Here is a 13,366-nt window from a genome sequence, read left to right on the forward strand (position 1 = left end):
CGGGGGGCGCTGTCGGCGGCCGCGGCGGCGGCGCGGTGGCGCGGACCGCCCGACAAAGCGCCCACCGGTGCCGGCCGTGTGCCCGCGACGGTCAGGCCGGGCGCCGCGCAGTCCATGTCCAGCAGGGGCTTCAGGTCGTCGTCCAGCGCCATGACCGTCAGCGTGGCCCCCACCATCTCCAGCGATGTGAAATAGTTTCCGACAAAGGCCCGGTGCACCCGCAGGCCCGCGCGTTCCAGCCCGACCTCGATCCGGTCGTACAGCACATAGAGTTCGTTCACGGGCGTCGCGCCCAGGCCCGAGACCAGCACCGCGACCTCGGTTCCGTTGGGCAGGGCGTGATCGTCCAGCACGATCCGGACCATGTCGTCGGCGACCTGGTCGGCGGTCTTCAGCGCCTCGACCCGCGTGCCGGGTTCGCCGTGATGGCCGATACCGACCTCCATCGTGCCGGGCGCGATCTGGAAGTTCGGATGGCCCACCGCGGGCAGGGTGCAGGGGCCAAGGCCCACGCCCACCGACCGGCAGGCGTCGATCGCCTGCTGGGCCGTGGCCCGAACCTCGGCCAGGGTGCCGCCAAGCGCGGCCTTGGCGCCGCCGATCTTCCACATGAAGATCTCTCCGGCCACGCCGCGGCGCTTGGCGCGTTCGGATGCGGGGGCGGAACAGACGTCGTCATTGGCCACCACGGTCGCGACCTCGATCCCGTCCTCGGCCACCATGTCCGCAGCCATGCGCACGTTCATGTTGTCGCCCGCATAGTTGCCGTAGAGGACCGCGACCCCGGCACCGCCATCGGCGGCCCGGATCGCATCGGCAAAGCTTTTCGCGGTGGGCGACGAGAACAGCTCTCCGACGGCCACGGCATCGACTAGGTTGCGGCCCGCATAGCCGATGAAGGCCGGTTCATGCCCCGACCCGCCGCCGGTCACGATGCCGACCTTGCCGTCCTGGGGCGCAAAGCGCGACAGGACCACGCGCGGGTTGGCCGGGTCCTTGCGCACCAGGTCGCGATGCGCCTTGATGAAGCCCGCCACCGTCTCGTCGACGATGTCGTCGGGGTCGTTGACGAAACGCTGCATCGCCTTGGTCGTCATGTCGTCCCCCATCATCGCACCGTGTATCCGCCGTCGACCAGCAGGTCGGCGCCGTTGATCATCGCCGCCGCGTCCGATGCCAGGAACACCGCCGCCGCGGCGATCTCGTGGGGTTCGGCAAAGCGGCCGGCGGGGATCAGCGCCTTCATCGCCTCGCCCTTGGGGCCCTCCCAGGCCTTGCGGCCCAGATCGGTCATTACCACGGTCGGAGAGATGGAGTTGACGGTGATCCCGTGCCCGCCCCATTCCAGCGCCAGCGTCTTGGTCACGCCGACGATGCCGAACTTCGACGCGCAATAGGCGACATGCCCCTCGATCGCGACCGAGCCTGCCTGGCTGGCCAGATTGATGATGCGCCCGCCCTTTGCCCGCGCGATCATCCCGCGGCCCACGGCCTGCGCCATCAGGAAGCTGCCGGTCAGGTTGACCGCGATGGTGCGCGTCCAGGCGCCGTCGCTCAGATCCTCGGCCGAGGCCAGGTCCACGATGCCCGCGGAATTGACCAGGATGTCGATGCCGCCAAAGGCCTGCGTCACCGCATCGACGGCCGCGCCGATGCTGGCCGCGTCGGTCACGTCGCAGGCAAAGGCCTGCGCGTCGGGCAGGGCGGCCGCGGCATCCGTCGCGGCGGCCAGGTTCATGTCCAGCAGCGCGACGCGCGCGCCCTGGGCGGCAAAGGCCTGCGCGATGGCGGCGCCGATGCCCGATCCGGCACCCGTCACCACGGCGGTCCGGCCGCCCAGGCTGAAATCAAGTGAAGCGGCCATCCGCAGTCCTTTCGTGGGTCAGGTGGCCCCTCCGGCAGGCGTGCCGCCGAAGGGGGTGGTCGTTACTGGCGCGTGGCCAGCAGGGCGTCGACGTTCTCGGCGGTCACCGGGGTCCAGGGCACGTTGTATTCCTTGTCCGCGCCGTTGTTCCACGGCATGTCGGGATACTGTTCCCAGATCGCCGACATGGGCTCATAGTCGGGCTTGACTGCCTTGATCGCCACGTCGATAGAGCCCAGGGCCTGGGCCTCGCCGTCCTGCAGGATCGAATCCATCTGGCCCGCCTTGACCGCGTTCAGCGCGTCGGTCACCCCGTCCACGCCCGCGATCGCGAAATCGGCCACGTCCATGCCGGCGGCCTTGATCGCCTCGATGGCACCCAGGGCCATCTCGTCGTTCTGGCCGATCACGCCCTTGATGTCGTTGCCATGCGCGGTCAGCCAGTTCTCCATCAGGGCCTGCGCCTCGGCGCGCGACCAGTTGCCGGTCTGGCGTTCCAGGATCTTGACGTCGGGGCATTCGGCCAGGGCCTTCTCGTTGCCCTCGCCGCGCTGGATTTCGCCGGACTGGCCGATCGGGCCCTCGATGATGACCACCGCACCCTGGCAGCCCATCTTGTCCAGGACGGCCTTGGCCTCCAGATAGCCGGCCTCGACGTCGTTCGATCCGACATAGGCGGTCAGCAGGTCGCTGTTGACCCGCGCGTTCGATCCGACGACGGGGATGCCCGCATCGACGGCCAGCTGGACGGCGGTGGCGCCGGCCTCGACGTCCATCGGCGCAAAGACGATCGCGTCGAAGCCTTGGGTGATCATCGTCTCGAACTGGTCCTGCTGCACCAGCGCGTCATAGCGGCCGTCAAAGATGGTCAGCTCGACCATGCCGGATTCGACCGCCGGGTGCTTTTCGCCCGCCGCCGACCACAGCTGCATGAACTCGGCATTCAGGCCATAGGCGGCCATGCCGATCTTGATCGGGTCGTCCTGCGCCTGCGCCGCGCCAAGACCCAGGCCAAGCGCCAATGCGCTGGCCGTCATCATCATCTTCGTCGTCATCTGGTTTCCTCCCTCGGTGACACCATGTCCCGGCACGCGCCGGATCTCAGTCTTCGGTCTTGCGGGACCGGTCCAGCATGACGGCGGCCACGATCAGCGCCCCCTTGATCACCTGCTGGTAATAGGATTCGACCCCAAGCAGATCGAGGCCGTTGTTCATCACCCCGATCAGCAGCGCGCCGATGACGGTCCCGGTGACCCGGCCCACGCCGCCCGCCAGGCTGGTACCGCCGATCACGACCGCCGCGATGGCGTCCAGCTCATAGGCGACACCCGCTTGGGGCAGGGCCGAGCCGGTCCGCGCGGCCAGGATCATCCCCGCGATCCCCGCCAGCGCGCCCGATATGGCATAGACCGAAAACCGGATGGCCCGGACGGGCAGGCCCGACACCTTGGCGGCGTGCGGATTGCCGCCCACGGCATAGACATGGCGGCCGAACCGGGTCCGGGTCAGCACGAAATGCGACAGCGCAAAGACCAGGCCGAACAGGATGATCGGCACCGGGATGCCCGCGATGTCGCCCGTCCCGATCCAGCGATAGCCGTCGGTCAGCGCCGGGACCGGCCGTCCGCCCGAATAGATCAGCGTCAGCCCGCGCGCCGCAGACAGCATGCCAAGCGTCGCGACGAAGGCCGGAACTGCAAAGCGCGCGACCGCGATCCCCGACAGCGCGCCCATCGCGGTGCCGGTGATCAGGCCCACCGCGATCGGGATCAGCGGCATGTAGGGCGCGCCGTGAATGAACCCCGCCGCCGAGGTCGTGGCGAAGCTGGCCGAAACCACGCCCACCAGCGCGACCACCGATCCGACCGACAGGTCGATGCCGCGCGTCAGGATGACGAAGGTCATCCCGATCGCCAGGATCCCGTTGATCGAGGTCTGGCGCAGCACGTTGATGATGTTGCGCGAGGTGAGGAAATTCTCGCTGACGATCGACAGCACGATGCACAGCAGCGCCAGCGCGATCAGGATGCCGTATCGCTGCGCGTCACGTCCGATCCGCGCCGGGATCATGCGGCGCGGCTGCGCTGCGGTCTTGATCTGGTCTTCCACCCTGTCTCTCTCCCGTTCATGCATCCGTCGACGGCGTCCGTCCCGGCGCGTCAGGCCGCCAGATGCAGCAGTTTCTCGGCCGACATCGAGGCCCGGTCCAACTCGCCCGCCACGCGCCCGTCCCGCATGACGACCGCGCGGTCGGCCATGCCCAGCACCTCGTCCGTCTCGGACGACACCATGATGACCGCCCCGCCCGCGCGGGCGAAATCGGACATCACGCGATAGATCTCGCGCTTCGCGCCCACGTCGACGCCGCGGGTGGGTTCGTCCAGCAGCAGGATGCGCGGCTCGGTCAGGAACCACTTGCCCAGCACGACCTTCTGCTGGTTGCCGCCCGACAGATGCGCGACGTTCAGCCGGTCCGAGGCGGTGCGGATGTTCAGCGTGTCGATCATCCGGGTGGCGGCACGGCCCTCGGCGCGGGCGTTCATCACCGGGCCCGCGGACATGCGCTCCAGCGTGGCCAGGCACAGGTTCTCGCGCACGTCGCCGGTCAGGACCAGGCCGGACCGCTTGCGGTCCTCGGTCACATAGGCCAGCCCGGCCTCGATCGCCTCACGCGGGGTGGTGATGCGGGCGGGGCGCCCGTCGATGGTCACGGTGCCGGCCGTCTCGGCCGACAGGCCGAACAGGCGGTCGAATATCTCGGTCCGGCCAGACCCCATCAGGCCGTACAGCGCCAGGATCTCGCCCTCGTGCAGATCGAAGCTGACGTCCCGGACGCCGCGATCGGCGGCAAGCCCCGCGACCGACAGCAGGCGGCGCGCCTGCGGGGTGTTCTCCTTGACGAATTCCTCGGTCAGGGGGCGGCCCACGACCAACTGGATCAGGTGGTCCTTGTCGATGTCGGCCAGGTTGCCCGTCTCGACGAAGCTGCCGTCGCGGAACACGGTATAGCTGTCGCAGACGCCGAAGATCTCGGACAGGCGGTGGCTGACATAGATCACCCCCTTGCCGCGCGCCTTCAGCGTGTCGATGGCGGCGAACAGCTGGTCGGCCTCGGCCTCGCCCAGGGCAGAGGTCGGCTCGTCCATGATGATGACCTCGGCGTCATAGCTCAGCGCCTTGGCGATCTCGACCAGCTGGGTCTGGGCCACGGTCAGGTCCATCATCAGGCTGTCCGCGCGGATGCCGAACTGGAACCCGTCCAGCAGCGACTGGGCGCGGCTGTTCATCTCGCGGAACGCGATGCGTCCGAACATCCCCACCGGTTCGCGGCCCAGATAGATGTTCTCGGCCACGGTCATGGCCGGGACGGGGCTCAGCTCCTGCTCGATGATCGAGATGCCGTGCGCCAGGGCCTGGGACGGGTTGTCGAACACCACCGGCTGGCCGTTGCGCAGCAGGGTGCCCGCATCGCGGTGATGGATGCCCATCAGGATCTTGAGGAAGGTCGACTTGCCCGCGCCGTTGCCGCCGCACAGCGCATGCACCGATCCCGGCTCCAGCCGGAACTGGCCCAGCTTCAGCGCGGGAACGCCGTCGAAGGATTTGCGAAAGCCCGAGGCCTCCAACAGCGGCGTAGTCATGTCGTCCCCCCATGCCGGACGCCCACCGGGCGTGCCGATACATATGTCAGTCTCCCTCTGACATTTGCACGCTAAGCGGCGCGGGTGACTTCTGTCAACAGGGATGTGACATAGTTCAGATATGATCTGGCAGTTGTCCGCACGGCCCGCCTGCTGCTAAGCGTTGCGAAACAACAAGGCTGCAGGGGCAGGGACAGGCATGGGTTTTTCAAAAGGGATGCTGCGCGGCGCCGCGCTGCTGGCGGTGCTGTCGTCGCTGGCCGCCTGCGGCGGTTTCAAGCGTCAGAGCGAGCTGGAATGCATGGAACGCGCCATGTATTTCGAATCGAACCGGTCCAGCCGGGACGGGATGATCGCCGTGGGCAGCGTGGTGATGAACCGCGTCCAGTCGGGGAACTATCCGCGGTCGGTCTGCGGCGTGGTGGGGCAGAAGAACCAGTTCGCGCCCGGCGTCCTGACCAAGCGGATGGACCGCGCGTCGGCCCCGCGCCTGCGCGAGGCGGCCGTGTCCGTGCTGCGCGGCGAACGCCATCCGATGATCCAGAACGCCCAGTTCTTTCACGCGGCCAGCTATCGCGCGTCCTACAACAACATGCATTACGTCGTGACGGCGGGCGGCAACGCGTTCTATGAACGCCGCCGCCCGGAACTGGTGACCCAGCCCCGCGTGCTGCCGCAGATCGAGGGCATCACGGGGCGCTGAGGCGGATCTAGCGGGCCTTCATCCGCGACAGGATGTTGGCCACAAGCGCGCCCGAGATGTTGTGCCACACGCTGAAGATCGCCGCCGGCACCGCCGTCAGCGGCGAGAAATAGGCGGTGGCCAGCGCCGCGGCCAGGCCCGAATTCTGCATGCCGGTCTCGATCGCGATGGCCTTGCGGGCGGCCAGGTCCAGCCCGGCCAGCCGCGCCGCGATGAACCCGATCAGATAGCCCAGCATGTTGTGCAGCACGACCACGGCAAAGATCATCAGCCCCGACTGGACGATCGCGCCCTTGGATGCGCCGACGACGGCGGCCACGATCAGCACGATGCCCGTCACGCTGACCAAGGGCAGGGCGGGCACCGCCGCGCGCACGAAGGCCGGCAACAGCTTTTGCGCCGCAAAGCCCAGGGCCAGCGGGAACAGCACGACCTTGACGATGGACTGGAACATCGCCCAGGCATCCACGGGCAGGTATTCGCTGGCCAGCATCAGCATCAGGAAGGGTGTCACGATCGGCGCCATCAGCGTGGTCACGCTGGTGCAGGCGACCGACAGCGCCACGTCGCCCTTGGCCAGATAGGTCATCACGTTCGACGACGTGCCGCCGGGGCAGCAGCCGACCAGGATCACGCCCGCCGCGACCTCGGGGGACATCGGGATGATCATGGTCAGCGCCACCGCCAGCAGCGGCATGATCAGGAACTGCGACGCGACGCCCACGCCGACATTGACCGGGCGGCGCAGCACCTCGGCAAAGTCGCGCCCCGAGATGGTCAGCCCCATCCCGAACATGATGATCCCCAGCAGGGTGACGATCCAGGGTGTCAGCTGGCGGAACAGGTCGGGCAGCAGAAAGCCCAGGACCGCGAACAGGACGACCCAGGCCGCAAAAGTATTGCCGACGAACCGCGAAAGTGATGCCAATGATTTCACCGATGCCTCCTCTGGCACAGCTTTCCTGCGCCCTGACGTTTCGGCATGGGCCATAGTGCTGCCCGTGGCGGGCTTCAACCCGTGGTGGCGGAAAAACCGGCCCGGCGCCGTGAGTGGTCGGGTCCGCGCCGCTGCATCATCCCGGGCTGGCCGCACTCCGGTTGCGTCCCGGCCCGGCTGCGCGTGCGCGCCGACTGCGTCCTTGCCGCGTCCCCAGGCCGGCTGCCCCCCTGTGCGGCCCGGTCTGTGCCGGGCCGTCGGCGGGTCAGGACCCAGCGCGGACCACGACAGACATGCCGGGGCGCAGGGCGGCGCGGTCCTGGTCGGGATCGATGGTGATGCGCACCGGCAGGCGCTGGGCGATCTTGGTGAAGTTGCCGGCGCTTGCGGTGCCCGCCATCAGGCTGAATTCCGATGCGGTCGCGGGCGACAGCGATTCGACCTGACCGGTGAACCGGCGGTCCTGCAGCGCGTCCACGGTGAAGCTGACCGGGGAACCCGGCGCCAGGCCCCGCATCGCGGTTTCGCGAAAGTTGGCGATGACCCACAGGTCGGTGCCGACATGGGGGACCAGCGCAGTGCCGGGGGTCACGTACTGGCCGACATGGACGGCGATCTGGCCCAGGCTGCCGTCGGCGGGGGCATGGATGACGGTGTTGTCGACCTCGATCCGGGCCAGCTGGACGGCGGCCTCGGCGCTGGCGATGTCGGCGCGGCGGGCGTCCAGCGCGACATTGGCCGAACGGATCGCCTCGGTCTGGACGTCCAGGCGGGCGCCTGCCTGGATGCGGGCGGCCTGGGCCTGCTGAAGGGCCAGCCGGACCTGGTCGGACGACGACTGCGACGTCACGCCCCGGTCCAGCAGCTGCCCCGCGCGGTCGGCCTGCGACCGTGCATTCTCCAGCGCGCCGTCGGCGGCCTCGACGCCCGCCTGTTCGGCGCGGGCCACGGCCTCGGCCGACACGACGTCCTGTTCGGCGACCTTCAGCGCGGCCTGGGCGCCCTGCAGCAGGGCCTCGGCCTGGGCCAGCTTCTGGCGGGGGATGCGGTCGTCGATGCGGGCGATCACGTCGCCCTTCGCGACGGTCTGATAGTCCTCGACCTCGACCGCGGTGACATAGCCCGACAGCTGCGGGGCTATCATCGTGACCTCGGCGCGCAGATAGGCGTTCTCGGTCTGGGGGGCGGCGGTCGAGAAGGGCGGCAGGCCCCATGCGAACAGCAGCAGCAGCGTGCCCGCCAGGCCCAGGATCAGGGCAATGGCGGTCGGGACAAGGTTCTCTTTCTTCATGGCGTGGTTCCGGTGTTCTGGACGGCGGCCCGGCGGGCCATCACGTCGCGCAAAAGGTGAAGCAGCAGCACGGCCGCCGCCAGCAGGGCGGCCAGCGCGGTCAGCGCATAGGCATCGGCATAGGCGCTGACCCAGGCCTGGGCCGCGACCTGCTGGCCCAGATCGGTCGCCGCCTGCGCGCGGCGCGCGGCGGCATCGGGGATCTGGGCGGCCAGCATCGCGGCCCGGCCCGCCAGGGTCGCGACCGTGGCCGGATCGGTGGCGGTCAGCTGGACGGACAGGTCCTGCAGGTGCAGCGCCTCGCGCCGGGTGGTGAAGGTGTTGAACAGGCCCGACCCCAGCACGCCACCCAGGCTTTGGGTCGAGATGAAGACGATGACGAAGGACAGGATGTATTGCGGCCCCTTGGCCAGGGCCGACAGCAGGCCCGCCATCATCGCGGGCGGCATGAACAGCATCGCGGCAAAGCCGATCAGCGCCTGGCTGACCACCATCTGCGCGGGCCGGGTCAGTACGCCGGCGCCGCTGTCCAGCCAAGCTCCGGCGGCGATCAGCAGCAGGGCGGCCAGGTGGAACTGGGGCACGCGGGTGGGCCGCATCCAGGCGATGCAGGCCAGCGCGCCCATCAGGCTGGCCAGGGCGATCACGGCGAACAGGACGGTCATCTGCTGGGGCGCGACACCCAGCACCTGGAACATGCGCGGCGCGCCCGCCGACTGTTCCGACAGGATCAGCCGGAACAGGAACAGCGTGCCGGTCAGGTGCAGGATGGCCGGGCTGGCCAGCCAGCGGATGTCCAGCAGGGGGGCGGTGCGGTTCAGCTCCACGACCACCGCCAGGGTCAGCGACAGCGCCGCGCCGGCCAGCAGCCAGCCGATCCACGCGACATCCGTCCAGTTGTAGATCGGCCCCATGACGAAGGCCACGATCAGTCCGCCGAAGCCTGCGCCGATCAGCACGAAGCTGGCAAAGTCCAGCGGCTCGATCACCTTCTGGCGGGGGATGGGGCGCAGGGGCAGGCAAAAGACCAGCATCAGCGACACCAGCGCCATGCCCAGGCCCGTCACGTGGACCGCCGTCATGCCGCCGTCGCCGATCAGGTACGGCCCCACGACCCGGGCCAGCGTGGGGCCGGTCATCAGCACCGTCATCGCCAAGGGCAGGCCCAAGGTCATCTTGGCCTGCGGGGACAGGGGTTCCAGCATATAGAGGAAGGCCAGCGTCGACAGGGGCGCCGCGGCGGCACCCGCCAGGAACTGCAGCACCAGCGCCGAGCGGAAATCGACCGCCCAAAGCGACGCCAGCGCCACCAGCGCATAGAGGATGATCCCCAGTTCCGCGAACCGCCGCAGCCCGTACTGGGTGCGGATCTTGATCAGCAGCACCGGCAGCGCCGCGCGCGGGATCATGTAGACCGCCAGCAGCCAGGCCGCGCTGGTCGTGGTGATGCCCAGATCGCCCGCAAGCTGGGGCAGGCTGGTGGACACGAAGCCCTGCTGCAGGCCCTGCGACAGGCCGATCACGGTGGCGGCCAGCATATAGGCCACGGCCTGCAATCCGGGCAGCGGCGGATGCGGCGGCGGGGGTGCGGCAGGGGCGCTCATGTCCGGTCCATCCGTTCGATGTTGCGGGCGATCCGGTCCAGCACCTGGGCCGCGCGGTCCAGGTCCTGCGGATCGATTCCCTCTAGCACTTCGCCGCGCAGGCGGTGCGTGAATTCGACGATGGCGCTGTCGCGACCGCGTTCGGTCACGACCAGCCCGTTCTTGCGGCCGTCGCCATCCAGAGGACGCCGTTCGACGAAACCGCCGGCGACCAGGGCGTCGATCTGGCGTTTCAGGGTCGGCGCCTCGATCGCCAGTTCGGCGGCCAGTTCGGTCTGGGTGATGCCGTCGTGATGCGCCAGCGTCGTCAGCGCGCGCGCCCGCGACAGGGTCAGGCCCACGTCCCGCGCCCTGCGGTCATAGCTGCGCCGCAGGGTCCGCATGACCCGCAGCAGGGTATCAAGGATCGGGCTTTCGCGGGGCATGACGCGTCCTTTCGGCTGGTTCGTTAGCTAGCTAAGGATATCGTCGGCCGGCATCAATGCCCTGACCGAAAGAAATTTGCAGGATGTGCAATTTCGAGGCGCAGACGCATCACGGTTGCCAGCCGCGGATCGTGAACCTTAGTATACACTAATGATCCGGTCCCATTTCGGGCTGGCCGCACAGGGCGTCGCCAAGCGCCGGAACCGATCGGGAGACATCGATGAAGCTGACCACCTTTCTGGCAACGGCCCTGGGCACCGCCGCCATCGGCGGCATGGCCGCCGCGGCCGACCTGCGCATCGGCCTGAACGAGGACCCGGATTCGCTGGATCCCGCACAGTCGCGGACCTTCGTGTCCTCGCTGGTCTATGAATCGCTGTGCGACCGGTTGCTGAACACCAATGCCGACATGGAGATCATCCCCGAACTGGCCACCGGCTGGGCCTGGTCCGATGACGGCAGGACGCTGACCCTGACGCTGCGCGAGGGGGTGACGCATCACGACGGCACGCCTTTTGACGCGCAATCCGCCCGCCGCGTGCTGGAGCGGAACATGACGATGCAGGAAAGCCGCCGCAAGGCGGAGCTGGGATCGATCGACCGGGTCGAGGCGACGGGCGATCATGAACTGACCATCACGCTGACCGCGCCCGACGTGACGCTGCTGGCGCAGCTGGCCCATCACGCGGGGCGGATGTATTCGCCCGATGCCGCCGATACGGCGGGCGCCGCCTTTGGCCGGGCCCCGGTCTGTTCGGGCCCCTATGCCTTTGCCGACCGGGTCGAGGGCGACCGGATCGTGCTGGAACGCTTTGCCGATCACTGGGACGCGGACCAGTTCCATTACGACCGGGTGATCTATCTGCCGATCCCGGACACGACGGTGCGGCTGGCCAACGTGCGGTCGGGCGATCTGGACATCATCGAACGCACCGCCCCCGCCGACGTGCCGGGCGTGCGGGCCGACGACCGCCTGCAGCTGTTCGAGGTGCCCAACATCGGGTATCAGGGCATCACCATCAACGTCGGCAACGGACCCCGCGCGGAGGCACCGCTGGGCGCCGATGCCCGCGTCCGCCAGGCGCTGTCGCTGTCCATCGACCGCCAGGCGCTGAACCAGGTCGTGTTCGAGGGGGAATACGTGGTCGGCAACCAATGGGCCGCGCCGGGCACCCCCTATTACGACGACCGCGATCCGATCCCCGCGCGCGACCCCGATGCTGCCCGCGCCCTGCTGGCCGAGGCGGGTGTCCAGACCCCCATCCGCGTCGAGATGCAGATCGGAAACAACCCCATCGCCCAGCAGGTCGGCCAGGTGATCCAGGCCATGGCGGCCGAGACGGGGTTCGACATCTCTCTGCGCGCGACGGAGTTCGCGACGCTGCTGTCCGAGAACGTCGCCGGCAATTTCGACATGTCGCTGCAGGGCTGGTCGGGCCGGATCGACCCGGATGCCAACATCCACCCCTTCGTCGGGTCGGACGGGGCCAACAACGACCAGCATTACCGCAATGCAGAGATCGACGCCCTGCTGGCACAGGCCCGGTCTGAACCCGACACCGCGGCCCGCAAGGCGCTGTACGACCAGACGCGCGACATCCTGAAACAGGATCTGCCGCTGATCTACCTGTACCACATCAAGTACTTCTACACGATGCGCCAGGGGATCGAGGGGTTCGAACCCTATGCCGACGGCATCATCCGGCTGCGTGGCGTGTCGGGCTGACCGCGGCCGCGCCCCCCCCTGCGGGGCGCGCGGCTCAGGCGGCGGTCCGTGTCCACAGGCCCCGCACGGCCGCGGCGCCGCCGATCTGCGCCACGCGGATGACGTCGGCCCGCGCGCCCGGTGCCAGCCTGCCGCGATCGTGCAGGCCCACGGCCTGGGCGGGCGCCTGCGTCACTGTCGCGATGCCGCGCGCCAGATCGCCCCATAGATCGCCCAGCATCATCGCCCCCGACAGCAGCGACGACGGCACGTAATCCGACGACAGGATGTCCAGCAGGTCGGCTCGCGCCAGGTCGCTGGCCGCGACATTGCCGCTGTGCGATCCGCCGCGGATCAGGTTGGGCGCGCCCATCATCACGCGGATGTCGTGGTCGCGGCAGGCCTGCGCGGCATCGGCCGTGGTGGGGAATTCCGCGAAATGACAGCCATGCGCCGCGCTGACCGCGACCTGGGGCGCGGTGGTGTCGTCGTGGCTGGCCAGCACCGCGCCATAGCGGCGCGCCTCGGCCACGGCGGTCGCCTCGTGCAGCTCGCCCACGCGGGCGCGCAGGGCCTGCTGGTCGGCGACATGGTCCAGGAACTGGGCATCCGACAGGCCCTTCTTGCCGCAGACATAGTCGCGCAGCTTGCCGATGTCGCGGAACTGGCGTTCGCCGGGTGTGTGGTCCATCAGGCTGACGATGCCGATGCGGTCCCGGGGGCCGAACTTGGCCATCTCCTCGGGCAGGGTCTGGGAACAGATCTCGGCGCGCAGGTGCAGGAAATGGCTGATCCGCAGCGCCCCCTGGGCGCGCAGGCCCAGGATCTCGTCGGCCAGGGCGCGGGCATATTCGCCGTAGCCCGCATTGTTCGACGTCACGACCGACCCCACGCGCAGCGCGTCAAAGACGGTGGTGATGCCCACGCTGGCCAGTTCGGCGTCATGGGCGATGATCGCATGGGCATGGGGCCAGTCGACGCCGGGGCGCGGCTCGATATGGCGTTCCAGGTTGTCGGTGTGCAATTCGATCAGGCCCGGCATCAGCAGGTCGCCCTGACAATCCAGCGCGCCCGCGGGCAGGGCGCGGCCCTGGCCGATCTCGGCGATCAGCCCGTCGCGCAGGACCAGGTGGCCGTGGATCACCTCGGTCGGCAGGACCAGGCGGGCGTTGGCAAGGATGATGTCGGTCATGCG

12 protein-coding genes are annotated in these 13,366 nt (G+C 68.9%); 2 read left to right on the forward strand and 10 right to left on the reverse strand.

All coding sequences use genetic code 11. The features are described 5' to 3' along the window. The 5 genes from FHD67_RS08055 to FHD67_RS08075 form a co-directional block, all read right to left on the reverse strand. On the reverse strand, positions 1 to 1,097 hold a 1,097-nt coding region (locus FHD67_RS08055; protein ID WP_246071263.1), incomplete at its 3' end, for a dihydroxyacetone kinase subunit DhaK. A gap of 11 nt (positions 1,098 to 1,108) precedes the next feature. Further along, entirely contained in the window at positions 1,109 to 1,864 is a 756-nt protein-coding gene (locus FHD67_RS08060) for a GolD/DthD family dehydrogenase (RefSeq protein ID WP_046001054.1), read from the reverse strand. Between the two features lie 62 nt (positions 1,865 to 1,926). Next, a complete protein-coding gene (locus tag FHD67_RS08065; RefSeq protein WP_127898990.1) occupies positions 1,927 to 2,919 on the reverse strand; it encodes a substrate-binding domain-containing protein in 993 nt (330 codons plus the stop codon). Between the two features lie 46 nt (positions 2,920 to 2,965). Beyond that, positions 2,966 to 3,973 (reverse strand): ABC transporter permease, encoded by a 1,008-nt coding sequence (locus FHD67_RS08070; RefSeq protein ID WP_246071264.1) that lies wholly within the window; start codon positions 3,971 to 3,973, stop codon positions 2,966 to 2,968. A 50-nt stretch (positions 3,974 to 4,023) separates the two neighbouring features. Next, positions 4,024 to 5,505 carry a sugar ABC transporter ATP-binding protein gene (locus tag FHD67_RS08075; RefSeq protein WP_139598399.1) on the reverse strand — a complete coding sequence of 494 codons (1,482 nt, stop codon included), beginning with the start codon at positions 5,503 to 5,505 and terminating at the stop codon, positions 4,024 to 4,026. 199 nt (positions 5,506 to 5,704) lie between these two features. Between FHD67_RS08075 and FHD67_RS08080 the strand changes: the two genes are divergently transcribed. Continuing rightward, a complete protein-coding gene (locus FHD67_RS08080) occupies positions 5,705 to 6,208 on the forward strand; it encodes a cell wall hydrolase (protein WP_139598400.1) in 504 nt (167 codons plus the stop codon). 7 nt (positions 6,209 to 6,215) lie between these two features. On the opposite strand, the gene FHD67_RS08085 is transcribed toward FHD67_RS08080, so the two are convergent. The 4 genes from FHD67_RS08085 to FHD67_RS08100 form a co-directional block, all read right to left on the reverse strand. Continuing rightward, the gene (locus FHD67_RS08085) at positions 6,216 to 7,145 is read right to left on the reverse strand and encodes a bile acid:sodium symporter family protein (protein WP_139598401.1); all 930 of its coding nucleotides are present in this window, start codon (positions 7,143 to 7,145) and stop codon (positions 6,216 to 6,218) included. A 265-nt stretch (positions 7,146 to 7,410) separates the two neighbouring features. Continuing rightward, positions 7,411 to 8,436: an HlyD family secretion protein gene (locus tag FHD67_RS08090; protein ID WP_046001049.1), complete on the reverse strand. Its 1,026-nt coding sequence runs from the start codon at positions 8,434 to 8,436 to the stop codon at positions 7,411 to 7,413. Next, entirely contained in the window at positions 8,433 to 10,040 is a 1,608-nt protein-coding gene (locus FHD67_RS08095) for an efflux MFS transporter permease (RefSeq protein WP_127898986.1), read from the reverse strand. The genes FHD67_RS08090 and FHD67_RS08095 overlap by 4 nt, the downstream gene beginning before the upstream one ends. Further along, positions 10,037 to 10,465: a MarR family winged helix-turn-helix transcriptional regulator gene (locus tag FHD67_RS08100; RefSeq protein WP_045983896.1), complete on the reverse strand. Its 429-nt coding sequence runs from the start codon at positions 10,463 to 10,465 to the stop codon at positions 10,037 to 10,039. The genes FHD67_RS08095 and FHD67_RS08100 overlap by 4 nt, the downstream gene beginning before the upstream one ends. 221 nt (positions 10,466 to 10,686) lie before the next feature. Between FHD67_RS08100 and FHD67_RS08105 the strand changes: the two genes are divergently transcribed. Continuing rightward, positions 10,687 to 12,192, forward strand: a complete 1,506-nt coding sequence (locus FHD67_RS08105; RefSeq protein ID WP_139598402.1) for an ABC transporter substrate-binding protein — start codon at positions 10,687 to 10,689, stop codon at positions 12,190 to 12,192. Positions 12,193 to 12,226: 34 nt separating this feature from the next. On the opposite strand, the gene FHD67_RS08110 is transcribed toward FHD67_RS08105, so the two are convergent. Continuing rightward, positions 12,227 to 13,363 carry an alpha-D-ribose 1-methylphosphonate 5-triphosphate diphosphatase gene (locus tag FHD67_RS08110; RefSeq protein ID WP_046001046.1) on the reverse strand — a complete coding sequence of 379 codons (1,137 nt, stop codon included), beginning with the start codon at positions 13,361 to 13,363 and terminating at the stop codon, positions 12,227 to 12,229. Positions 13,364 to 13,366: the final 3 nt, after the last annotated feature.

The organism is Paracoccus haeundaensis (genome assembly GCF_006239215.1).
GTDB lineage: Bacteria > Pseudomonadota > Alphaproteobacteria > Rhodobacterales > Rhodobacteraceae > Paracoccus > Paracoccus marcusii.

Excerpts from the sequence above, each read along its gene's own strand:
- FHD67_RS08090 (WP_046001049.1), bottom strand. The coding sequence starts at position 8,436 with ATGAAGAAAGAGAACCTTGTCCCGACCGCCATTGCCCTGATCCTGGGC.
- FHD67_RS08100 (WP_045983896.1), bottom strand. The coding sequence starts at position 10,465 with ATGCCCCGCGAAAGCCCGATCCTTGATACCCTGCTGCGGGTCATGCGG.
- FHD67_RS08095 (WP_127898986.1), bottom strand. The coding sequence starts at position 10,040 with ATGAGCGCCCCTGCCGCACCCCCGCCGCCGCATCCGCCGCTGCCCGGA.
- FHD67_RS08065 (WP_127898990.1), bottom strand. The coding sequence starts at position 2,919 with ATGACGACGAAGATGATGATGACGGCCAGCGCATTGGCGCTTGGCCTG.
- FHD67_RS08110 (WP_046001046.1), bottom strand. The coding sequence starts at position 13,363 with ATGACCGACATCATCCTTGCCAACGCCCGCCTGGTCCTGCCGACCGAG.
- FHD67_RS08075 (WP_139598399.1), bottom strand. The coding sequence starts at position 5,505 with ATGACTACGCCGCTGTTGGAGGCCTCGGGCTTTCGCAAATCCTTCGAC.
- FHD67_RS08080 (WP_139598400.1), top strand. The coding sequence starts at position 5,705 with ATGGGTTTTTCAAAAGGGATGCTGCGCGGCGCCGCGCTGCTGGCGGTG.
- FHD67_RS08060 (WP_046001054.1), bottom strand. The coding sequence starts at position 1,864 with ATGGCCGCTTCACTTGATTTCAGCCTGGGCGGCCGGACCGCCGTGGTG.
- FHD67_RS08105 (WP_139598402.1), top strand. The coding sequence starts at position 10,687 with ATGAAGCTGACCACCTTTCTGGCAACGGCCCTGGGCACCGCCGCCATC.